Annotated in this window: 19 protein-coding genes; 4 read left to right on the plus strand and 15 right to left on the minus strand. The window is 70.6% G+C overall.

Going from position 1 to position 20759, the window contains the following annotated elements:
* Positions 1 to 76: 76 nt before the first annotated feature.
* The 4 genes from V5F74_RS04220 to V5F74_RS04235 all read left to right on the plus strand — a co-directional run bounded on the left by V5F74_RS04220 (position 77) and on the right by V5F74_RS04235 (position 4178).
* Positions 77 to 346 carry a hypothetical protein gene (locus tag V5F74_RS04220; RefSeq protein WP_394006424.1) on the plus strand — a complete coding sequence of 90 codons (270 nt, stop codon included), beginning with the start codon at positions 77 to 79 and terminating at the stop codon, positions 344 to 346.
* Between the two features lie 23 nt (positions 347 to 369).
* Positions 370 to 816 (plus strand): hypothetical protein, encoded by a 447-nt coding sequence (locus V5F74_RS04225; RefSeq protein ID WP_394006426.1) that lies wholly within the window; start codon positions 370 to 372, stop codon positions 814 to 816.
* Between the two features lie 142 nt (positions 817 to 958).
* On the plus strand, positions 959 to 2005 hold the full coding sequence (locus tag V5F74_RS04230; RefSeq protein ID WP_394006428.1) for a DMT family transporter: 1047 nt from the start codon (positions 959 to 961) through the stop codon (positions 2003 to 2005).
* Positions 2006 to 2153: 148 nt separating this feature from the next.
* Positions 2154 to 4178 carry a hypothetical protein gene (locus V5F74_RS04235; protein WP_394006430.1) on the plus strand — a complete coding sequence of 675 codons (2025 nt, stop codon included), beginning with the start codon at positions 2154 to 2156 and terminating at the stop codon, positions 4176 to 4178.
* 61 nt (positions 4179 to 4239) lie between these two features.
* Here the strand turns inward: V5F74_RS04235 and V5F74_RS04240 are convergent, their stop codons facing one another.
* The 15 genes from V5F74_RS04240 to V5F74_RS04310 form a co-directional block, all read right to left on the minus strand.
* Positions 4240 to 5580 carry an ABC transporter ATP-binding protein gene (locus tag V5F74_RS04240; RefSeq protein ID WP_374252149.1) on the minus strand — a complete coding sequence of 447 codons (1341 nt, stop codon included), beginning with the start codon at positions 5578 to 5580 and terminating at the stop codon, positions 4240 to 4242.
* Positions 5581 to 5591: 11 nt separating this feature from the next.
* Positions 5592 to 7328, minus strand: a complete 1737-nt coding sequence (locus V5F74_RS04245) for an ABC transporter permease (RefSeq protein WP_250167815.1) — start codon at positions 7326 to 7328, stop codon at positions 5592 to 5594.
* A 671-nt stretch (positions 7329 to 7999) separates the two neighbouring features.
* On the minus strand, positions 8000 to 9196 hold the full coding sequence (locus tag V5F74_RS04250) for a hypothetical protein (protein WP_394006433.1): 1197 nt from the start codon (positions 9194 to 9196) through the stop codon (positions 8000 to 8002).
* Positions 9193 to 9816 carry a hypothetical protein gene (locus V5F74_RS04255; RefSeq protein ID WP_394006435.1) on the minus strand — a complete coding sequence of 208 codons (624 nt, stop codon included), beginning with the start codon at positions 9814 to 9816 and terminating at the stop codon, positions 9193 to 9195. Before V5F74_RS04255 ends, V5F74_RS04250 begins: the two co-directional genes overlap by 4 nt.
* Positions 9813 to 10685 carry a VWA domain-containing protein gene (locus V5F74_RS04260; RefSeq protein ID WP_394006436.1) on the minus strand — a complete coding sequence of 291 codons (873 nt, stop codon included), beginning with the start codon at positions 10683 to 10685 and terminating at the stop codon, positions 9813 to 9815. The genes V5F74_RS04255 and V5F74_RS04260 overlap by 4 nt, the downstream gene beginning before the upstream one ends.
* Positions 10682 to 11665 carry a VWA domain-containing protein gene (locus tag V5F74_RS04265; RefSeq protein ID WP_394006438.1) on the minus strand — a complete coding sequence of 328 codons (984 nt, stop codon included), beginning with the start codon at positions 11663 to 11665 and terminating at the stop codon, positions 10682 to 10684. The genes V5F74_RS04260 and V5F74_RS04265 overlap by 4 nt, the downstream gene beginning before the upstream one ends.
* The gene (locus V5F74_RS04270) at positions 11662 to 12003 is read right to left on the minus strand and encodes a hypothetical protein (RefSeq protein ID WP_029557720.1); all 342 of its coding nucleotides are present in this window, start codon (positions 12001 to 12003) and stop codon (positions 11662 to 11664) included. Before V5F74_RS04270 ends, V5F74_RS04265 begins: the two co-directional genes overlap by 4 nt.
* Positions 11990 to 12838, minus strand: a complete 849-nt coding sequence (locus tag V5F74_RS04275; protein WP_394006440.1) for a DUF58 domain-containing protein — start codon at positions 12836 to 12838, stop codon at positions 11990 to 11992. Before V5F74_RS04275 ends, V5F74_RS04270 begins: the two co-directional genes overlap by 14 nt.
* On the minus strand, positions 12832 to 13782 hold the full coding sequence (locus V5F74_RS04280) for an AAA family ATPase (RefSeq protein WP_394006442.1): 951 nt from the start codon (positions 13780 to 13782) through the stop codon (positions 12832 to 12834). The genes V5F74_RS04275 and V5F74_RS04280 overlap by 7 nt, the downstream gene beginning before the upstream one ends.
* 93 nt (positions 13783 to 13875) lie before the next feature.
* Positions 13876 to 15201, minus strand: a complete 1326-nt coding sequence (locus tag V5F74_RS04285; protein WP_394006444.1) for a histidine kinase — start codon at positions 15199 to 15201, stop codon at positions 13876 to 13878.
* The gene (locus tag V5F74_RS04290) at positions 15201 to 15836 is read right to left on the minus strand and encodes a response regulator (protein ID WP_029557716.1); all 636 of its coding nucleotides are present in this window, start codon (positions 15834 to 15836) and stop codon (positions 15201 to 15203) included. Before V5F74_RS04290 ends, V5F74_RS04285 begins: the two co-directional genes overlap by 1 nt.
* Positions 15837 to 16027: 191 nt before the next feature.
* The gene (locus V5F74_RS04295; RefSeq protein WP_394007468.1) at positions 16028 to 17014 is read right to left on the minus strand and encodes an ABC transporter substrate-binding protein; all 987 of its coding nucleotides are present in this window, start codon (positions 17012 to 17014) and stop codon (positions 16028 to 16030) included.
* 155 nt (positions 17015 to 17169) lie between these two features.
* Positions 17170 to 18543, minus strand: a complete 1374-nt coding sequence (oiaK, locus tag V5F74_RS04300) for a 3-oxo-isoapionate kinase OiaK (RefSeq protein ID WP_394006446.1) — start codon at positions 18541 to 18543, stop codon at positions 17170 to 17172.
* Positions 18540 to 19784, minus strand: a complete 1245-nt coding sequence (locus V5F74_RS04305) for a ribulose-bisphosphate carboxylase large subunit family protein (RefSeq protein WP_394006448.1) — start codon at positions 19782 to 19784, stop codon at positions 18540 to 18542. Before V5F74_RS04305 ends, oiaK begins: the two co-directional genes overlap by 4 nt.
* A gap of 90 nt (positions 19785 to 19874) precedes the next feature.
* The gene (locus V5F74_RS04310; protein WP_394006450.1) at positions 19875 to 20705 is read right to left on the minus strand and encodes a phosphogluconate dehydrogenase C-terminal domain-containing protein; all 831 of its coding nucleotides are present in this window, start codon (positions 20703 to 20705) and stop codon (positions 19875 to 19877) included.
* Between the last annotated feature and the right edge of the window lie 54 nt (positions 20706 to 20759).

A 20759-nucleotide genomic window follows, 5' to 3' on the forward strand; every position in this document is an offset into this window, starting at 1 on the left:
CCACGCAGGACCACCGGTCCCGCGGGCCAACCACCGCCCCCGGCATCCCCGCCACACCGATTACGAAAGGCACGCCATGAAAGGCCCGCGCTACACAAGCCTCATCTGCCTCGCCCTCAGCAGCCTTGCCGTGGGCCCGGCCCTCGGAGGCGGCATCCCGCCCGCGCGGCCAGCGAGCGCCTTGGACGCCGGCTGCGAGCATGGCAGCGCCGGCGCGCACAACCTCTTCTGCGCGAAGACCAAATCGGAATGCATCAGCAGCAACCGCGCATTCCGGCCGCACGAGATCACCCATTGCTCCATTCGCTATGACCAGTGCATGCGGGTGTGGGGCACGGCCAAATGAGGGCGGCGGCGTCTTCAGCGTGGATGCTGCGTCTTCTGGTGGCGGCCGCATCACCTCTTGCGCTCGGGCCGGCGCAGGCCAGCGAGAGACACAATGAGCGCGATCTGATCCGGGCCTTCACCTTTCAAAACCTCACGGTCTATTGCGGCCAGTTCACCCCCGCCGCCCTCTCCCAGACGGTCGGAAAGGACGGCGGGATCAACGGGCTGGCTCTCCATGTGAAGGCGGAAGCCGCAGCCGAACTTCCCGAGGCGGACGCCGATCGCCTCCTCCGGCGCTCCGCGGATACCGCGCGCGCCCTCGCACTGAACGCGGTGCGTCTGCACTATGACGCAGATCGCGAAGTGGAAAACGCCCGCATCACACAATGGTGCGACGCGGTCGTGGTACCTGCGGTGCGGCGGCATATTGAATCGCATGGTGCAGCGGAAGAGGGTGGCCCGACGGCGACGGAGCAGCGCCGGCCTTGAGGCGGTCTCACTCGGAACGCCGCTGGCGCCCTTCATCACCGAGCACGCCTGCCGGAAGGTCCCCGTGTGCGTTGTGGAGCATCGGTGCCAACCGTTTCATATCCCGCCCCAACGGATAGAAATACTCCCAAGGGAGGCGGCCATGAACACCGGAATTGTCTTCGCACTCGTCTCGGCCGGCCTGTTCGGCGCAAGCACGCCGCTCGCCAAGCTGCTCCTTGGCGCCATCGATCCGTGGATGATGGCCGGCCTGCTCTACCTCGGGGCAGGTGCGGGCCTCGCCGCCGTGCATCTGTCCCGGGCCGCGCTCCGGCTGCCGGCGGTGGAGGCGCCGCTGCGGCGGACCGACGTGCCGTGGCTCGCGCTGGTGATCCTTGCCGGCGGCGTCCTCGGCCCGCTGCTGCTCATGTTCGGCCTCGCCCGGACCGACGGCGCGAGCGCATCCCTTCTGCTCAATCTGGAAGGTGTGGCGACCATGGCCATCGCCTGGATCGCCTTTCGCGAGAATGTGGACAGACGCCTCCTTCTGGGCGCGCTCGCCATCCTCGCCGGCGCGGCGCTGCTGTCATGGCAGGGCCGGGCGACGCTCGACCTCGGCGCCATGCTGATCGCCGGCGCCTGCCTGTGCTGGGGCATCGACAACAACCTCACGCGCAAGCTCTCCTCTGCCGATCCCGTGCAGATCGCCATGCTGAAGGGCCTGATCGCCGGAACCATCAACCTGGTGATCGCGCTCGGCCACGGGGCGGCCCTCCCTTCAGCAGGGGCGGTGGCCGCTGCTGCCGTGGTCGGCTTCTTCGGCTATGGGGTCAGCCTCGCCCTGTTCGTGCTCGCGCTGCGCCATCTCGGCACCGCGCGCACCGGCGCCTATTTCTCGCTCGCGCCGTTCGTGGGCGCGCTCCTCGCCATCGCGCTGCTCGGCGAGGCCCTTACGCCCCAGCTCGTGATCGCGGGCCTCTTCATGGCGCTCGGCCTCTGGCTCCACCTCTCCGAGCAGCATGAGCACGAGCACGCCCACGAAGCTCTGGAACACGAGCACCGCCACCGCCACGACGCGCACCACCAGCACGCCCACGAGGCGGGCATCCCGGCCGGCGAGCCGCACACCCACCGGCACCGACACACACCCATGGTGCACCGGCATCCGCACTACCCCGATATCCACCACAGGCACGGCCACGGCGCGTGACGTCTGAGACCGGATTGCGCGCGGATCATCGATCACGGCCGTCCGTCATCGAGGCTTCCCTATATGCTCGAAATCCCGTCCCATAGGGACAGGACACGAGACGGAGGCTCAGATGCGGGAGGGACAGGGACCGGATCTCATCCAACGCATGGCGCCTCCCCCCGTGCGGCCGCCGCGCCGGTACCGCGCAGTCCTTGCGGGCGCGCTGGCTGCGGTGCTCGCCGCCATGCCTGGTGTGGCCGAGACGCAGAAGGCATCCACGTCAACGTCGCCGGAGCCGGTGCGGATGGTGCTGGATCGGCCTGCCCTGAGCATGGTCGAGGCCAAGGGCTGGTCTTTCGCCGCGCTCATGGGCGCGCCCGGCGCGGCAACGCTCGATGCGTTGAAGGCCCGCAGCCCGCTCTATGGCGACCTCTCCCGCCAGCTCGGCGACGACGTGAAGGCACTGCGGACGGAGATGGCGACCAACAAGCGCCCGCTGTTCGAGGTGACCGACGACAATGTGGGCCGGATCATCGACCTGCGCTGGCTCGCCTCGCCTTTGGCCAGCTTCCGCCTCGTCGGCGTGGTCAACCGCACCGACCGGCGCGATTTCACCGCGCTGACATCCCGGCCGTCCTGCGGCGAGGTGCGCCTCATCTATCGCCTCGCCTATCGCTTCCGCCGGGGGGCCCTTGTCTATGCCTCCCGTCTGCCGGGGAACGTCAATGCGGTGTTCGACGTGCCGGCCGCGGCCGGGGTCCCCTGCCCCGACCTCGCCCGCGCCTGGACGCCGCCGCACCCCGATATGGACGCGGCCGAGACGGCGAACTGGCTGGCGACCGGGCCGCTCGCGGGCCTCGACTTGCGGCAGATCGAGATCAACGCCCAGGTGGTCCGCCTGCCGTCCGGCATGGAAACCGAGCTCGGCGGGCAGGCCATCTATCTCATGCGGGTGTTCCGCATTGAAGGCGACCGCGCCATTCCAAAGCCGCTGGAGAACACGCCAGATGTGGCGCGGCTCGGCGCCGATGCCGCATTGAAGGCGCGTCTGGTGGACTATCTGCGGGCCCACCTGCCTGAGATCGACCGGGGCGTGTACCAGATCCCGGACGAGTTCCTGGCCGACAAGGCCCTCTCCTTCTCCACCTTCGGCAGCGCGCGGACCGCCAACCACCCCTTCGCCAGCCTCTTCACGCCAACGGATTTTGCCGGCCTGCCCTATGCGGACCTCGGCTATGTGGCCTCCCCGGCCGGGCTGATCGCGCGGCTCGATGACGGAACCTGCACCGGCTGCCATCAGGGCGCGGCGACGGCGGGCTTCCATCTGATCGGCCATGACGAGCCGGACGCCTCCCCCTTCAACGTGGTGAAGGTGCCCATCTCGCCCCATCTTTACGCCGAGGATGCGCGACGGCGCGCCTATCATGCCGCGCTGGCGGAGGGGCGCGACCCCGACGTGTTCCGGCCGCTCTCCATCGCGCCGCCGGCCTCGTGGACCGGCGCGACCCCGCATGCGCCGATGCCGGCGGCCGCCACCATGGCTTGCCTGCTGCCCAAGGAGCCGGCGCCCTTCAAGGACGGATGGATCTGCGGCGGTGCGTTCTCCTGCGAGGCCATCGCCCACAATCCCCGCCTGCCGGTGGAGACCGGCCAGTGCATGCCAAGGCCGGAAAAGGGCCGCAACAATGGCATCGTCTCCGGCATGGCCTGCCTCTCCGGCGAGATCGTGCCCGGGAGGGCGCCCTATCTCGATCGGTTCCGCATCCTCCGGCAGATCAACAGCCAGTCGGCGACGGTCTCGCCCACCGCCTACAATTGCCGGCCGGCAAAACTCGGCGTTCCGGGCGGTGCGGCCTATCGCCAGTGCACGCCGGCCGAGCGCGCGTTCTCGGGATTCACGGCGGGCCAGGCACCGGCGGAAATCTGCGCCCTGGTCGGTGGCAAGGCGTTCGATTTGTGTGTCGCAACCGACAACTTCGCCAAATGCATGGATGCAAGCGTGGTCCGCGGCAACCGGCCGAGCTGTGGCACCGGCCGCTTCTGCCGCGAAGACTTCATGTGCCAGGCCCTGCCGCCGAACATTCCCGGCGTCGCCCCGGTGGCGCGGGACAACGGCTTCTGCTCACCCACCTATTTCGTGTTCCAGATGCGCATCGACGGCCATCCGGATCCGATCCAGGGCGTGAAATAGATCCGCCGGCCGGCCTCGGGGGAGGCCGGCCGACCACTCGCATGGACCTATCGCAGGTCCGTCAGGTCGGGTTTTCCAGATTGAACTGGCCGGCGTGCTCGTCATAGCCGAACAGCTCGCCATAGCGGCCCCAGGTTATGAGCGCACGCAGGGTCGTCTCGGCGAAGTCCTCGGACATGTGGTCCTCCAGTTCCTCGCTGAAGCGGGTGAACGGCGCGCGGTGGGTCGGCCGCTCGTCCAGCACCCGACGGATGAGGCCGGCCAGCGGCACGTAGGCCATCAGGTGATCCGCGAACAGGCGCTTGCGGGCATCCACCTCGGATTCGGCAAAGTGCCGGCCGGCCTCCGACAGCGTTACGTCGCCCGCTTCCACACCCGCGAACCGCAGCAGCTGCAGCGTCTCGACGATGGGGAACAGCTCGTCCACCTCCATCTGCAAGGCGGCTGCGAGAACGGGGAGATCGGCCCTGCCGTTGTAGGGCGGGGCGGCCAGCGTCTCCATCAGGCCCGAGAGGAGGTTGGTGGAGATGTTGGGCAGAGCGGTGCCGATCCCCGCGATGCCGGCGCCTTCGTGCCTGGGTTCGCTCTTTTCCAGCGGCGTCCGCTGGGTCATGCGGCCATAGATGTCATCCACGATGGCGCGGAACACCGGGTCGAGCCGCGCGCGCGGATGCGGCAGGTCGATCTTGATCTCCGCCGCCACCCGGCCGGGATTGGAGGAGAAGATCAGGATGCGGTCGCACATGAGCACCGCTTCCTCGATGTTGTGCGTGACCATGAGAATGGACTTGATGGGCAGCCGCCCCTCGATCCACAGGTCGATCAGGTCGGTGCGCAGGGTCTCGGCGGTGAGCACGTCGAGCGCCGAGAAGGGCTCGTCCATGAGCATCAGGCGCGGGTGCACCACCAGAGCGCGGGCGAAGCCCACGCGCTGGCGCATGCCGCCGGAAAGCTCCTTGGGATAGGCGCTCTCGAAGCCGTCGAGTCCGATGAGGTCGATGGCCTGAATGGCGCGGCGCCGGCCTTCCGCCGCTGGCACGCCGATGGCGTCGAGACCGACCTCCACATTCTCCAGAACGGTGAGCCAGGGAAACAGCGCGAAGCTCTGGAACACCATGGAGAGGCCCTCGCACGGGCCGGTGACGGGCTTGCCGCACCATTCCACGCGGCCGGTGGTGGGCTTCACCAGGCCGGAGATGATGCGCAGGAGCGTGGATTTGCCGGAGCCCGAGCGGCCCAGAAGCCCCACCACTTCGCCCTCATTGATGGTGAGCGACACGTCATCCAGCACCAGCAGGTCGGCATTCTCACCCTTGTGGTAGATCTGCCGGACGCCCGAGGCGGAGACGAGGGTTTTCTTTTCGCTGTCGACGACAGAGGCGTGGTGTTCCATCAGGGTCATCTCATCCTCCATCAGTCGAGGCGCAGACGGCGGCCGGCGAAGACATAGAGCGGACGCCAGAGCAGTCGGTTGAACAGGATCACGAAGATCGACATCACCGCGATGCCGAGCACGATGCGGGGATAGTCGCCCGCGGCGGTGGCATCGGCGATGTAGGCGCCGATACCGTGGGCGCGCAGCGTGGTGTCACCCCAGCTCGCCACCTCGGCGACGATGGAGGCGTTCCAGGAGCCTCCGCTCGCGGTGATGGCGCCGGTGACGTAATAGGGAAAGATCCCCGGCAGCATCACCTTCTTCCACCAGCTCCAGCCGCGGATGCGGAAGGTGCCCGCCGCCTCCCTCAGATCGTTGGGGAAGGCGCTGGCCCCCGCCACCACGTTGAACAGGATGTACCACTGGGTGCCGAGCACCATCAGCGGCGACAGCCAGATGTCCGGGTCGAGGCCGAGCCGGACGATGGCCACCACCGCGAACGGGAAGATGATGTTGGCCGGGAAGGCCGCGAGGAACTGCGCCAGCGGCTGCACCCGCTCGGCCCAGGCCGGCCGGAGGCCGATCCAGACCCCGATGGGCACCCAGATGAGGGTGGCAAGGGCGATCAGCACGATCACCCGCAGCATGGTCAGCACCCCGAGGCCGAAGGCCTGCGCCACCTCCGGCCAGGTCAGCTCGGTGGCGACGAAGGTGACGATAGTCCACAGGCAATAGGCCGTCACCGCCAGCACCAGCGCGAGCCACACCTTGTCGGAGAGGGGGCTGGACAGGGCGCGGCGGGCGTCCCCCGGCACCGCGACCGGAAGGGCGAGGCGCTGGCGCGGGACCGCGGACAGCAGCGCGCCCAGCGGCCCCAACAGACGCTGGAACAGGCGGGTGCGCCGGGCCGCCGAGAGCAGCCAGGAGGACGGCGCGGCCCCGCTGGCGGAGGTCTCCACCCGGAACTTGTCGGCCCACGCCACCAGCGGGCGGAACAGCAGCTGGTCGTAGATGAGGATGACGGCCAGCATGGCCAGCACAGCCCAGCCCACCGCCGGCAGGTTCTGCTCCTTGATGGCGAGGGCCACGTAGGAGCCCACCCCCGGCAGGGTGATGGTGGTGTCGCCCACCGAGATGGCCTCCGACGCCACCACGAAGAACCACCCCCCGGACATGGACATCATGGTGTTCCACACCAGTCCCGGCATGGAGAAGGGCACTTCCAGCCGCCAGAAGCGCTGCCAGCCGGTGAGGCGGAAGGAGCGGGTGGCCTCGTCGAGGTCGCGCGGCACGGTCTTCAGCGACTGGTAGAAGCTGAAGGTCATGTTCCAGGCCTGGCTGGTGAAGATGGCGAAGATGGCCGCCAGTTCCACCCCCAGCACCTTGCCCGGGAACAGGGACATGAAGCCCACCACGGTGAAGGACAGGAAGCCCAGCACCGGCACCGACTGGAGGATGTCCAGCATGGGGATGAGCACCATCTCCGCCCGCCGGCTCTTGGCCGCCAGCGCGCCGTAGAGGAAGGTGAAGACCAGCGAGGCGACGATGGCCGCCAGCATGCGCAGCGTGGTGCGCAGCGCATATTCCGGCAGTTGGGCGGGATCGAGGGAGACGGGCGTCTGGTTCAAGGCCGCGAGGGGCACGAGTGTGCCCTGCCCGCCGTGCACGATCAGGATGAGCGCGCCGAACAGCAGGCCGAAGGCCAGCGCATCCCACAGGTTCGGCGCGAAGCGCCGCCGACGGCCCGCTTCCAGGGCCGGGTGCTGCATCGTCATGACGACAGATCCGAATGCGATTGGAATTTACGGCGCCGACGGGCAGCCGGTGCCGGGAGGTTTCGCATGGGACTGGGGCTCACCCTGTCCTGCCGGGACAGCAGGAACCGCCCTGCCCGAGGCCGCGCAGCGGAGCACGGCCATGCGACGCCACCGTGACGGCGCCGCGGTGGGGCTGTGGTCAGCCAGGATGGGTGCCAGGCCTGCGCCTGTGCGCGCATCGGCTTCGATCGCCGTCCTCGTTACGATGAGAGAACGCGATAGGTCTGCGGAAATACAGCGCCCGCATGGCTCACCTCTTGTCCCGGAGCCTGCCGGCGGGACGGTGAACCGGACGCGAAAGGTCAGGTCCGCGCGGCCGCGGGCGGGCTCGAGCTAGATCGACTGGAACTGTCCATCACCCGATTGCTTTCAAGAAATCCGGCCGGCCTGACGGTGGAGTCTTCGATGAACCCGCGAACGGGCACGCTCCATCTCCCAGGCATCCGGTGACGCCGCCTATCGCGCCCGGCGCCGGCGCGGTCAAGCGGAAAATGCGCGGTGCGGCAAGGCGTCCGGACTGACGCTGCGAGACCGGCTTCGGCGCCCCCGGGACAGCAGCTGAGGCACGAAATCTCCGGTCATCAGCCATGAATGAATGCATCCGGCGCGGCCTTGAGCCGTGCCCCGCCCTACCTGCCGCTCCGTCTCCGGAGCCCATCGACCGCCCGAAGGATCGCCTTCGCCTCGGCCCCGGCGTCGAACGGCACTGTATCTCCACCCCGCCCGTAGAGCCGCGCGTCGAGGCCCGCCGTCTCTTGCCCGCTCACCGGCAGTCCGAGTGCGCGCCACCGGCGCAGGTGACGCTCCACCGCGCGGCGGAGCGCGAATGGCTCGCCGGTCCGCACCGCCCGGCGCACGGCGATACGGGTGGGGTCCACTGGCGAGAGCCGCCCGAGCGCCCTCACCACGTTATCCCGCCGGCGCGGTCCGAGGCCCGCGAGGACCAGCACACATCCCGCCAACAGCCCGCCCGTGATGGCCAGCGCCGCGGCCCGCACCTGCCCGGCAGGCAGATGCCCGGTGCCGCCGACCCCGGCATAGATGCTGGCATAGCCGAAGGGGATCGCCGGGATCTCCGCCGTGCGCATCTGCCGTGCTTCGGTGTCAAACCAGGGGATAGCGATGGCCGGAAGGACGGCGGGGTCGCCGGTGCTCGGCCGCAGGTGCCATTCCCATGTCACCGTCGTCACCGGCCCGTCTGGCGTCAGGCGCTGCGTGCGCGCCTCCGGCGCCGCGAAGCTGATGAGCCAGGGCGCGCGCACGATGGGGCGCGGCGGCACCAGATGCGACGGCGCCCCTACCGCCTCGATGGTGACACGGCGGACGAGGGTTTCCCCGTCGCGCAGCTTGCCGGGCTCGGCGGACAGCGCGTCGGTGACGGTGAGGCTGCGCGCCGCGAGCGTTGCCCCCTCCACCGGGAACGGGGCCACCGCCACCGTCACGGGCTCCGCCGTGACCGGCAATTCCTCCCGCGGCGCATCGGTGCCCACCACGGTCAGCCGGTGCGTCACCGGCCCGATAGTGAGGGGACCCGCGTGGCGCGGGAACAGCGCGATGCGGCGCTCGAACACCCGGACGGACCGCCCCTCCACCTGCTCCGTTCGCCACTGATCGCGGGCGAGCTGCATCCAGTCATAGTCGGGAGAATCAGGAAAGCTCAGCTTTTCCAGCGTGATCTGCCGCTCGTATTCGCCGCGCACGAGAACGGGGATCATCTCGCCCGCCACCGGCCGCATCTCGGGAATGACCAGCCGCAGGCTCTCCGCCCGCGTGGCGCCGGCCGGGCACAGGAGGAGCAGGAGGCAAAGCGCACGGCGTAGCCTCATTGTGCGTCTCCATCCCGCCCGATCAGACCCAGGGCCCCGCGGCGCTCGAACTCCTTGCGCAGGCGCAGGCGCAGATATGCGCCGGGATCGTCGGCGATGGTGTCGAGCCAGGCATCGGAAGCGACGATCCCGCGTGCCTCGATCGGCTTTTTCAGCTCCGGGTCGGGGGTGGCCACCACGCCGTCGCCCGTGTTCGCGGATGCGGTTCCCACAGCAGCCGGGATATGGCCGCGGACGACGCTGGTGCCCAGCGTCTTGGGCGCCAGCGCGTCGATGATCCCGCGCAGCCGACGCGCCTCGGCGTCCGCCGGGTCCACGAACAGCACGGCGTCGAGATAGGCGACGGACAGCGCGTAGCGGCCGGTCGCCGCGAGGGTCAGGGCGCGGTTGAAGGTCTCGCTGCGGCCGGCCTCCGCGAAGGCCGCGTCCGCGGCGGGGTAGTCACCTGCCCGGTAGAAGGCGATGCCCCGCGCGGCGGCATCATCCTGCCAGGGCGCCGTTCCCGGCGCCCCGGCCCAGAAGGCGAGCCGCGCAAGGGAGGACGGCCCCGCAAGCATGAGGCAGGCGATGCCCGCCGCCGCCATGAGGAGGATGCGCCGTGCCGGGGAGAGGCCGCTCATGCGCGCCTCCGGAACAGGGCGAGGAACGGGATGAGCGCGAGCGCCGCGACCAGCGGGCCGAGATCCTCGAACGCAAGCCCCGCCGCCCGCCCGTCACGCGTGAGCGCCGCCGAACCGGACAGGCGGTCGATGACCGGCCGGGGCGCACGGGCCGGCGCGGATGCGACGCCCAGCGCCTCGAGCGACGCCCCTCCGTCGCTCCCCGCGCCGAGGGCGAGAGTGAAGAGGCGGACGCCGCCCATGGCGAGCCGCGCCGCCTCCGTGCGCGCCGCTGCATCGAGGCCGCTGCCGTCCGAGATCAGAACGAGATCCGCGTCCGGCGTCCCCTCCAGCATGCGGCGGGCGAGCCGCAACGCGGCGGCCGGCCGGGCGCCACTGCTCGGCATGGTATCGGGGCCAAGCACGGCGATCAGGCTCTCCAGCACCGCGGGATCACCCGTCGGCGCCGCCACGTCATAAGCCTCGTCGGAATAGAGGATGAGGCCCACCGGCCGCCCGGCCGCGGCAGCCATGACGCCGGCGGCGGCGGCCTGCGCATCGGCCAGCGCCGCTCCGGCGACGCCGGGCGTCAGACCGATGGCCACCAGCACGGCCCCCGCCCCGGCGAATTGCGGGGCGTCCGCGCGCGGGATCGCAGGCCCCGCAAGGCCGAGGCCGACCAGCGCCGCCGCCGCCACCGGCATCAGGCTGGCACCGGCATCGTCCCGGCGCAGATGGCCGAGGGTGCGCATGGCCGCCAGCATGGCGGGCGTCATCACCCGCCCCCAGCCGCCCGCCACGGGGCCGCGCCGCCACAGCCAGACGGCCAGCGCGGCGAGGAGCGGCAAGGCGGCGAGCCACCAGGGGCGGAGCAGGACGAAGCCATTCATGAACGCCGCCCCATGGCCGGCAGCAGGGCCAGCAGCGCGGCAAGGACGAGCGCCGCCGCCGCGGGCCACATCCAGAGGGAGCGCCAGTACAGGGTCGGGGGGCGCCGCATGGGGTTCGGCTCCAGCCGGTCGAGGGTCGCGGCCACGTCCACCAGATCGTCGAGGGTGCGCACCCGGAAACTCGCCCCGCCGCCGGCGGCGGCAGTGGCCCGGAGGCCGGCGACATCCACCGCATCGCTGGCGTCCGGCTGGCTCTCCAGATCCTCCGGTCCAAGGGCGATGGTGTGCACGCGGATGCCGTGGCGGGCCGCAAGCTGCGCCGCGTCGCTCGCCTGCACCTTGCCCGAGGTGTCGATCCCGTCCGAGAGCAGGATCACCGCTTGGGACCTGGCTTCTTTGGACCTGGCTTCTTTGGACCTGCCATCGCTGCGGGAAAGGCGGCGCACGGCGAGGCCGAGCCCCTCGGAAATCGCCGTGGACAGGCCGGAGATGCCGATCTGCAACGTCTCCACGGCGCGGGCCGTGGAAGCCACGTCGAAGGTGGGCGGCTGCGCCACATAGGCCCGGTCGCCGAAGACGACGAGGCCGATCCTGTCGCCCTGCCGGCCGGCAATGAAGCGCGCCGCGACCGCCTTGACCGCGTCGAGGCGCGACAGCGGCCGGCCGTCGAGCACGAAGTCCGTCTTCGCCATGCTCCCCGACAGGTCGAGGGCGAGGATGATCTCCCGGCCGGACGCGGTGGGAAGGCTCACGGGCGTGGCGACGCGCGGCCCGGCCAGCGCCACCACCAGCGCGATCCAGGCCCCCGCGCGCAGCAGGGCCGCGACGGGGTCATGGCGCAGGCCGGACGGGGCGGCAGCGGCAAAGGCGGTGGCATCGACGGCGAGCGAAGCCATCGCCGGCGCCCGCGCCGCGAGGACGCGCCCGACCAGCCACGGTAGGGGCAGGAGCAGCAGGACGAGGGGAAAGGCGAGGCTCATCGGCGCGCGCGCCTCGCCTTCAGCGCGATGCGCTCGATGGCCTCGGCGCCGGGCGGCGGCGCGGCGCCGTAGGCCGCGGCGCGCAGTTCGTCGGGCAGGCGGCCGAGGATGCGGGCGATGGCGAGCAGCCGTGCCTCGGGCTCAAGGGAGCGCACCGCCCGGAGCCGCGCACGGAGCGGGACAGGCCGCGCGAGGAGCGGCAGCACGAGGGCGCAGCACAGCGCGCCGAGGAGCAGGCCGAGGCCGAACAGGGCGACAAGGTCGGTCGCATGGAGCGCCATCAAGGCGGGCGGCAGGCGCCCTTCCGGCAAGGCGGCGATCAGCTCAGCCTGCGTCATCCGGGATCACCTCGAGGCTGACATTCAGGCCGGCCATCCGGTCGGCCAGCGGTGCGGGATCGAACGGGCGGAGCCGCGCCAGCCGCCGCTCCGCCCCGGCATGGATCGGCAAAGGCGCGGCGGGCGGCGCCACGTCGAGCGGATCGAGCGGAAGCAGCACGCGCACCCGCCGCTGACGCGCGAGGCGTGCCAGCGCCGCCTCGTCGGCCGGGCGGATGCCGTCCGGACCGGTGGCGATGAGCACCTCCGCGCCCGATGGGACCATGGCCACCGCCCGCGCCAGCACCTCGCGCAGGGACGTCGCCCCGTCTCCCCTCCGGCCCGCCGCGAGCGCGCGGTCGTGGCTGTCGGCCAGCATCCGGCTGATGCGGCCCATCTGCGCCACCCCGGCGCCTGCGGCGGCGACGGCAACGCCGGACGCATCGAGGCTGATGGCGGCGAGGACGGCGCGGCGCGCCGCCGCCTGCCAGCCGCGCCGGGCCAGAACGCGGGCGGCGCGCACCGAGCGCAGGCTGTCCCCGGTGCCCCAGAGCATGGCCGGCCGGAAATCGGCGATCAGCAGCACCGTGTCGTCGCGCTCCTCATGGAAGCTGCGGATGTGCGGCGCCCCGGTGCGGGCGGTGGCGGCGGGATCGATCCGCCGGAAGTCGTCGCCTTCGGCGAAGGCCCGGATCTCCCGAAGGTCCATGCCGGAGCCCGCCGGGCGCGCCTGCACCGCGCCGGGGCGCCGCGTCACCGGGCGGTGGCGGGCGCGCGGCAGGCGCGTGTCGCGCAGCGCCAGCAGTTCCGCCGCGACGAGCCGGATGCCGGGCGCATCGAGCGCCGCCGTCACCATGGCTCCACCGCCTTCAGGATGTCGGCGACGAGGCTGCGGCCGGTGCGTCCCTCGCCGACGGCAGCCCAGGTCGGCACCAGCCGATGGGCCAGCGCGTCGGGCGCCAGGGCAATGACATCCTCGGGCAGGCCGTAGTCGCGCCCCTTCAGCCAGGCGAGGGCCTGCGCCGCCGCGGCCAGCGCCAGCGTGCCGCGCGGCGAGACCGGGTGTTCCACCCATTCGGCGACCACCCCACCGGGCCGCGAGGCCATCACCAGCCGGACGATGAAATCCTTGAGCGCCGGAGCGAGATGGACGGTCGCGACCTCGGCCTTGGCCTGCGCCAGCGTGTCCGGCGACAGTGCGGCCTCCGCCTGCGCCGGCCCCGCGATCCGCTCCGCGGCGACGAGATCGAGGATCGCGCGCTCCTGCTCGGCGTGGGGCAGTCCGAGGGACAGGTGGAGCAGGAAGCGGTCCATCTGGGCTTCGGGCAGGGGAAAGGTGCCCTCGTGCTCGATGGGGTTCTGGGTCGCCACCACCATGAAGGGCTGCGGCAGCGGGCGGGTGACGCCCGAGGATGTCACCTGCCCCTCGGCCATGGCTTCCAGCAGCGCCGACTGCACCTTGGGCGGCGCCCGGTTGATCTCGTCCACCAGGACGAGCGCATGGAACAGCGGCCCGGCGACGAAATCGAAGCGTCCGGTCTCCGGCCGGAACACCTGGGTGCCCGTCAGGTCCGAGGGCAGCAGGTCCGGGGTGCACTGGACGCGGGCGTGGCTCCCCGGCAGGCTGGCGGCGAGGCGCTTGACGGCGCGGGTCTTGGCGATGCCCGGCGGCCCCTCGATCAGCACATGGCCGCCGACCAGCAGGGCGATCAGCAGCCGCTCCACCAGCGCCTCGTGGCCGATCAGCCCGGCGGCGACGGCGCTGCCGAGGCGGGTGATCGGATGGCTCATGTCGTTCATGCCCGGCGCCTCCCATGGTCGGGAGAGGATGGGGGCGCCCGGTGCCGCGCCGCCAGAGAGCCCTTCCCGGCCGGTTCGGGAAGATCACCCGGATCAACGGGGAAGACGTGCCGTCGCCCGCATGCCGCCGCCCGACGGCGCCAGCGCGAAGCTGCCGCCGAGCGCATCGACCCGCTCGCGGATGCCGAGCAGGCCGTAGCCGTCGCCCGCCCGGCTGTCGGGCCGCGCGGCGCCGTCGTCCTCGACGGTCAGGGTGATCGTCTCGGCGACCTCCAGAGTCAGGATGACGCTGCCGGGGCCGCCATGGCGGACGGCATTGGTGAGGCATTCCTGGGCGATGCGGTAGAGGCTGAGGGCGAGGGTGTCCGGCACCGCCTCCATGTCGCCCGTCAGCTCCAGCGCGAAGCAGATGGCAGGCACGCGGCTGCGCCAGTCGGCGACGAGCCGCTCCAGCGCGTGGCGCAGGCCGAGGTCGTCGAGATCGGGCGGGCGCAGGCGGGACAGCTCGGCGCGCAGGCTGTCCATCATCTGGCCGCTGATCTCGGCGATCCGCGCGCCGTCCTCGGCGGTGGTCTCCTTCGACTGCGCGATGGCCGTGGCCAGCGCCCGGGTGGCGGTGAGGCACTGGCCGAACTCGTCGTGCAGCTCGCGGGCGAGCGCCCGCCGCTCGCTCTCCTGCATGGTGAACAGGCGGCGCGTCAGCTCGGTGCGCATGGCCTGCGCCTCCTTGAGCGTCTCCGCCGTATGGTTCAAAGCGGTGCTCAGGCGATCGAACTCGGCGACGTGGAGCGGCGGCAGCCCGGCCGAGAAGTCGCGCCGCTGGAGGCGCTCGATGCCGCTCAGGATGATGCGGAACGGGGCGAGGAGCCGGACCATCAGCAGGCCGGTGAGAATGGAGCCGCCAACCGCCATGCCCACCGCCACCCGCATCAGGTCGCCGGTCCGCGTCCAGGCCCGGCTCATGACGACTCCGGTGTCGGCCGAAGCGGTGACATAGGCATCGGTCAGGTAGCGCGTGCGCACCGGCACGGACATGGGCTCAGGCATCAGGCCGAGGTGCCCCGCCAGCCAGACGAACCAGCCCGGCGGCGCCACATCGGCGGCGACATAGGGGCCGCAGCGCCGGTGCAGCGGATTCTCCCGCGCGCCGAGTTCGACGCAGATCCCCGGTGCGATGAGGGTCCAGGCGGGAAAGGCCTGCCAGTCGCGGAACACCGGCACCGGCGCCACGCCGCCGAAGGCGAGCCCCTCGAAGCTCGGGCGGGCGGCGATGGCGTCGGCGACGCGGACGGCGGTGGTCGCCACATCCTGCCGCGCGGCCTGCGCCGTATCCCAAAGCACCCAGCCGGCGGCGACCACCACCGTGGCAAGCCCCGCCGCCAGCACGCGCAGCACCAGCTGGGGCAGGAGCCGGCGCATCAGATGGCCGGGACGAGGCCGGACCGCTGAGCCTTCAGCACCAGGTCGGCGTCGCCGGAGGCGCCGAGCTTGGCCCGGATCAGCGACAGGTTGTTCTGGACGGTCTTGGAGGAGAGCCCGAGGCTGCGGGCGATGGAGCGGCCGTTCATGCCGCGCGCGACGAGCAGCAGGATCTCGCGCTCACGCGGTGTCAGGCTGGCGATCTCGTCGGTGCCGAGCGAGGTGCGGGCCAGCTCCTGGGCCATGTCGGACGACAGCGCCCGCCGCCCCGCCGCCACCGCCGTTATGGCCTTGACCAGTTCCTCCGGCGGGCTGCTCTTGGACACGAAGCCCCGCGCGCCCGCCGCCATGGCCTTCTGGGCGAAGATGGCGCCCTGGTGCATGGACACGACGATGATCCGCGCCCCCGGATCGCGGGCCACCATGGCCTCCACCGCCGTGAAGCCGCCGCCGCCGGGCATGGACAGGTCCATCAGCACGATATCCGGCGCATGGGCGGCGAAGGCGGTGAGCGCCGCGATCCCGTCGCCCGCCTCGGCCACGACAGAAAGGCCGGGCTGACGGTCGAGCAGCCGGCGGTAGCCCTCGCGCACGATCGGATGATCGTCGACCAGCAGAATGCGGATCATGTCCATGGGGCGAGGATATCCCTCCGCGGCGCCCGCACAATGGGGCGACACGGTTGGGAAGGCTCGACGGGGGCTGCGACCGTTCGGGTCGGGCGGTCTCGGCGAGCCCGGCGCGATACGCGCGCCCTCCCCCCGTTGAACTCGGCTCACACCTGCCTCGGTCTATTCGACCTTCAAGGGTGAGGCGCGGCTGACCCTCAGCTGCCGCTGCGGGTGCGCAGCTGCGGCACGAACAGGTCGCTCCAGCTCGCCGGCTTCGCCTTGATGGAGCCCGCGAGGTGCATGAAATCGGCGATCTTCATGATGCCCTCGGGGGTGGTGGAGAACCAGGTGTCCTTGTCCTCCAGCATCTCCAGCACCTCCTGCTGGGTAGTCTTCACCTTGGAGGAGCGCACATAGATCTCGGCTGCGGCCGCCTTGTCCTTGGCGATGAACTGATCCGCCTCGTCGAGCGCGTCGAGGAAGGCCTGCACCACCTTCGGGTTGGCATCGACGAAGCGCTTGGGCGCGAAGGTTACGTCCATGGTCAGGCGCCCGAGAATATCCACCGAGTTCGCCACCCGGCGCACGTTGGGGTTCTTCACCTCCAGATAGGAGAAGGGCGGCGAGGTGAAGTGCGCGGTGATCTCGGTCCGGCCGGCGGTGAGGGCCGCGAGCGCCTCGGGATGGGGCAGGCCCACGGTCATGGGATCGAGCTTGGCATAGTTTTCGCGGCCGAACTCCTGCGCCGCCATCATCTGGAGAATGACGGCCGAGAGCGATGTCTTGATGCCCGGCAAAGCGATCTTGTCGGAGGACTTGAAGTCCTTCAGCGAATTCACGGCCGGATTGTTGGTGTTCATCCACAGGGCGGTGGAGGACAGCCCGCTGACGCCGACCACCTCCACGTTCGGGATGCCCTTGGCCTTCGACCACAGCGTGATGAAGCCGGGCGCGCCGGTGCCGGCGATGTCGAGGGAGCCGGCCATCATGGCGTCGTTGATGACGTTGCCGCCGTCCAGCATCAGCCAGTTGACCTTGAGCGGGCCAAGGCCCGCCTTCTCCGCCTGCTTCTCCAGGAGCTTCTGGTCCTCCATCACGATGAGCGGCAGATAGAGGATGCCGTAGCCCTTCGAGATGCGGACGTCCTTCACTTCCGCCTGCGCGGCACCGGCGGCGAGCGTCGCTGCGATGGCGACGGCGATTTCAGTGTGGTCCTCGAATTGCGCTGAACCGGGCGCACTCGGAGCCGGATCGGCAGCTCGATCCCGTCGATCATGGCGCGGGGCTTAAAGAATGATCGGGCCGGCGGCGTCAAGACAGCTGGCCCTGAGAGTGCGCGACAGGAATGCGGAGCGCCTCAGCCCCTCACCTGAGGGAAGAAATCGGTCGGCCCCATCTGGCCGCCCTTCAGCACCAGTTCCAGCCCGTCATAGAGTGGATCGTCGGACCATGCGCGGCACAGGGGGGCGCCGGGGGCGAGGCCGGCGACGATGTCGAGGGCGAAGATGTTGAGCGCCTCCATCACCTCGCCGGAACTGTCGCCGCCTGCCACCATCACCCGCCGCACCGCGCCGCTTTCCACGATGCGGCGCATGATCTCTGCCAGCACCGTGCCCACCCGCCGCGCCGCATCGGCACGGGAGAGGCCGGCCACGGCGGCGGTGGCGTCGAAGCCGGCGACGGCCGGGTCGTCCGGCCCCTCGGCGCTGTAGACGACCGGGCTCAGGCCACGGGAGAGCGCATCCATGGCGGTCGCGACGGCGCGGGAGATTTCCGCCTCCCGATGGACGTCGGAGAGCGCGTGGGAGAGGTCCAGCCGCTCGGTGTGGAAGCCGGCGGTCCGCGCGTGAGCGAGCTGCGCCGCCGTCACCGGCGAGCAGCTGCCCGAGACGATGGCGATCTTCTCCACGGCACTGGCCTTGGGCAGGCCGGGCGCTTCCGGTAGCAGGCCGAGGCTGCGCCAATAGGCGGCGAGCGCATATTGCAGGCCGGAGGAGGAGGCGGAGAACAAGCCGTCGCCCCGGTTCTCCCAGATGAGCCGTCCGGCCTCCACCAGGGTCGCCTCATCCATCACGTCGATGAGCACCACGGGCGTGTCATCGCCCCGAAGCGCGTCGCAGCGCGCCTGTGCCTGGCCGGCGCGGATCTCGGCGAGATCGATGAGGGCGATGCGCCGGTCCGTCTGGCGGGCGAGATGACGGCCAAGGTCCGCCTCGTGCATGGGCGTCACCGGATGGCGCGACATGGTGGGGTGGCGGTCGAGCCGGTAGGTGGTGCCGTTCCAGGTGACGAACAAGTTGCCGAACATCTGGTAGCGGCCGAGGCGCGGCACGCCCACCACCATGGGCGACCAGCCGCCGCCCATCTGCCGCACCCCGAGATCGATGGCGCGGCCGATGGAGCCCACATGGGGGGCGGAATCGAAGGTGGAGCACACCTTGTAGTGCAGCACCGGCGCGCCCAGCGCCGCGAGGCGGGCGAACAGGGGCGGCAGCTCCTTGTCCATCCACTCCGGCGAGCGCCCGCGCGAGGAGCCCGCAAGGCCGATGGCGCGGGCATTGGGAAAGCGCGCGCGCATCTCTTCGGTGGGCGGGCGCAGGAACAGCACCGAGGGCACGCCGGCCGCCGTGATCGCCTCCAGCGCGTCGGTGGAGCCGGTGAAGTCGTCGCCGTAGTAAGCGAGGAGCAGGCCCTCCGGCAGCGCCGCGCCGGTCTTGGTCCCCGAAATCATCGCCAGAAGCCGAGCGCGGTCTTCAGCGCGGTGCTGCGGGTCGCCTCGTCCTCGAGGCTCGCCCCCGCCATGGCCGCCCGCCAGGCCGCCCGCAGCGCCTCGACGCCGGCCGGCACCCCCGCGGGATGGCCGAAGATGCCGCCGCCCGCCGTGTGGATGAGATCGGCGCAGCCGATGGCGGCATAGGTCTGTGCCGCCTGCCGTCCGGTCTGGCCGGAGGAGAAGACCGGCATGGCCTCCATGGGGGCCGTGTCATTGATGGGCGCCAGCACCGCGCGGGCGGCAGCGATGACGCTCTCATTGCTCTCGGAGAACTTGTTGTAGAGCCCGTTCACATGCAGGTGGTCCACCCCCGCCAGCCGCCAGAGCTGCTGCCAGGGGGCATAGTCCCACCCCAGCGCCGGCGCGCGATAGAGCGTGCCCCAGCCGGCGCGGTGGCCGTGCAACGGCAGCTGGGCGTGGCGGGCGATCTCCCGCACCCCCACGAGGCCGATGGAATTGAGGCAGACCATCACGCAGGTGCCGCCCAGCTCCAGCACGAGGTCATGGCGGCGGCGCATCTCGTCCAGGTCGCCGGTGATGTTGAAGGCCACCATCACCTTGCGGCCCCGCCGGTCGGCGGCATCGTTCACCACCCGCATCACCGCCCGCACCCGCTCCTCGAACGGGCAGCGGCCGCCGTCGGCCTGCAGTTCGTCGTCCTTGATGAAGTCGATGTCGCCGGCGATCAGCTCGCGCACCTGCTGCGCGGTCTCCTCCGCTGTGAGGCCGATGGAGGGCTTGATGATGGTGCCGATGATGGGCCCTTCCGCCACTCCGGCGAGGCGGCGGGTGCCGGAAATGCCGAAGGCCGGACCCTTGAAAGCTGACGTGAAGCCGAATGGCAGCTGAAGGCCGGTGATACGCAGACCGGAAACCTGGTGTAACTCGAACAGATTGCCGGCGATGGTGGACATCAGGTTCGGCAGGGACGGGCCGAAATTCTCCACCGGCCAGGACAGTTCGAGCGTCGCCCTCGTGTAGCGATCGGACGCCATGGCGCCCGGCAGGCTGGGCCGGTCCACCACGTCAAGTATCTCGAGACGCTCGACTTTTGCACCCGAACGCTGCTTCAGCTCTGCCGTCTCGGTGGCCAGCGCCACGAAGGTGCCGCTCGACTGCTCCCCGGCGATGACCTCCGCCGTCCGCGCCGGGTCGCCCCCGGTCTCCATCCAGTAGGTGGCATGGACACGATCGCTCATCACACGGGTTCCCAAGGTCGTCTGTCAGGTGAGCCCAACCAATTGCCTTTGTTGAGGAATTGGTTGGGCTCTCGGGGGAGCTGGTACCGCTCAGGTGATGCGGCGGATGCTCTCGGCGATCTCGTCATTGTCCAGGCACTTGAGCCAGTCGTCCCGCATCAGCCGCGGCTTGCCGAACTGGATGGCCTTGTTGCAAGCATCTGAGAACATGCCAGGAATCTCCTTGAACGTCACCGCCGCAAGGATGTTCATGTGGCCCAGCAGGAAGTCCCGCGCGCACTCCGCCGGCACCCCCCGCCGCACCGTTTCGTCCATGGCTTCGCGCATGACATCGAGCAGGGTGGCGCAGATGGTCTCGGACAGGCCCGGCTCCAGGATCGCCATCTGTTCGACGGTCAGGCGATAGGAGCGCAGGATGGGGGCGTAGATGGCCTTCGCCACCGCCTCGCCCAGGGCGAACGCCTCGTCCGGCCCCTGCATCAGCGCGGAGGTGATGGACTGCTTCGCGGCCACGCCGCCGAAATAGTCGCGCCGGCCTTCCTCGGTGGTCTCATCGTTGAAAATCAACGGGTGGCAGGGGTGCGAGACGAAATAGATGAGGTCGGGCCGCTCCGGCAGATGCCCGGCGAAGGGTGCTGCGGCGTCCAGCAGCATCACCATGGTGCCTGCCTTCAGCTTGGACGAGATGGCGTGCGAGACCTTGCCGATGAGGGTGTCCGGCACGGCGAGGATGACCACGTCGGCGCCGTCGAGGGCGGCATCCACCTCAATGCAGTCGACGCCCACCTCGTCCTTGAGCCGCTTGCGGCCGATCTCACTGACCTCCACATGGGCCACGCGGAAGTCCGTCTTGGCGAGGTTCTTGGACAGGCGCACGCCCATCTTTCCGCCGGCGCCGAACAGCGCGATCTTCGCATCCATCTTGTTTCTCCCGTCGTCTTCATCGGGGCCGGCAGGGCCGGCCCCTCGTGTTTG

The sequence above is a fragment of the Xanthobacter aminoxidans genome (genome assembly GCF_043193615.1).
Classification (GTDB): Bacteria; Pseudomonadota; Alphaproteobacteria; order Rhizobiales; family Xanthobacteraceae; genus Xanthobacter; species Xanthobacter aminoxidans.

Excerpts from the sequence above, each read along its gene's own strand:
- V5F74_RS04260 (WP_394006436.1), bottom strand. The coding sequence starts at position 10,685 with ATGAATGGCTTCGTCCTGCTCCGCCCCTGGTGGCTCGCCGCCTTGCCG.
- V5F74_RS04255 (WP_394006435.1), bottom strand. The coding sequence starts at position 9,816 with ATGAGCGGCCTCTCCCCGGCACGGCGCATCCTCCTCATGGCGGCGGCG.
- oiaK (WP_394006446.1), bottom strand. The coding sequence starts at position 18,543 with ATGATTTCGGGGACCAAGACCGGCGCGGCGCTGCCGGAGGGCCTGCTC.
- V5F74_RS04245 (WP_250167815.1), bottom strand. The coding sequence starts at position 7,328 with ATGACGATGCAGCACCCGGCCCTGGAAGCGGGCCGTCGGCGGCGCTTC.
- V5F74_RS04275 (WP_394006440.1), bottom strand. The coding sequence starts at position 12,838 with ATGGTGACGGCGGCGCTCGATGCGCCCGGCATCCGGCTCGTCGCGGCG.
- V5F74_RS04290 (WP_029557716.1), bottom strand. The coding sequence starts at position 15,836 with ATGGACATGATCCGCATTCTGCTGGTCGACGATCATCCGATCGTGCGC.
- V5F74_RS04250 (WP_394006433.1), bottom strand. The coding sequence starts at position 9,196 with ATGAGGCTACGCCGTGCGCTTTGCCTCCTGCTCCTCCTGTGCCCGGCC.
- V5F74_RS04220 (WP_394006424.1), top strand. The coding sequence starts at position 77 with ATGAAAGGCCCGCGCTACACAAGCCTCATCTGCCTCGCCCTCAGCAGC.
- V5F74_RS04305 (WP_394006448.1), bottom strand. The coding sequence starts at position 19,784 with ATGAGCGATCGTGTCCATGCCACCTACTGGATGGAGACCGGGGGCGAC.
- V5F74_RS04310 (WP_394006450.1), bottom strand. The coding sequence starts at position 20,705 with ATGGATGCGAAGATCGCGCTGTTCGGCGCCGGCGGAAAGATGGGCGTG.
- V5F74_RS04270 (WP_029557720.1), bottom strand. The coding sequence starts at position 12,003 with ATGACGCAGGCTGAGCTGATCGCCGCCTTGCCGGAAGGGCGCCTGCCG.
- V5F74_RS04285 (WP_394006444.1), bottom strand. The coding sequence starts at position 15,201 with ATGCGCCGGCTCCTGCCCCAGCTGGTGCTGCGCGTGCTGGCGGCGGGG.
- V5F74_RS04280 (WP_394006442.1), bottom strand. The coding sequence starts at position 13,782 with ATGAACGACATGAGCCATCCGATCACCCGCCTCGGCAGCGCCGTCGCC.
- V5F74_RS04225 (WP_394006426.1), top strand. The coding sequence starts at position 370 with ATGCTGCGTCTTCTGGTGGCGGCCGCATCACCTCTTGCGCTCGGGCCG.
- V5F74_RS04240 (WP_374252149.1), bottom strand. The coding sequence starts at position 5,580 with ATGACCCTGATGGAACACCACGCCTCTGTCGTCGACAGCGAAAAGAAA.
- V5F74_RS04235 (WP_394006430.1), top strand. The coding sequence starts at position 2,154 with ATGGCGCCTCCCCCCGTGCGGCCGCCGCGCCGGTACCGCGCAGTCCTT.
- V5F74_RS04230 (WP_394006428.1), top strand. The coding sequence starts at position 959 with ATGAACACCGGAATTGTCTTCGCACTCGTCTCGGCCGGCCTGTTCGGC.
- V5F74_RS04265 (WP_394006438.1), bottom strand. The coding sequence starts at position 11,665 with ATGAGCCTCGCCTTTCCCCTCGTCCTGCTGCTCCTGCCCCTACCGTGG.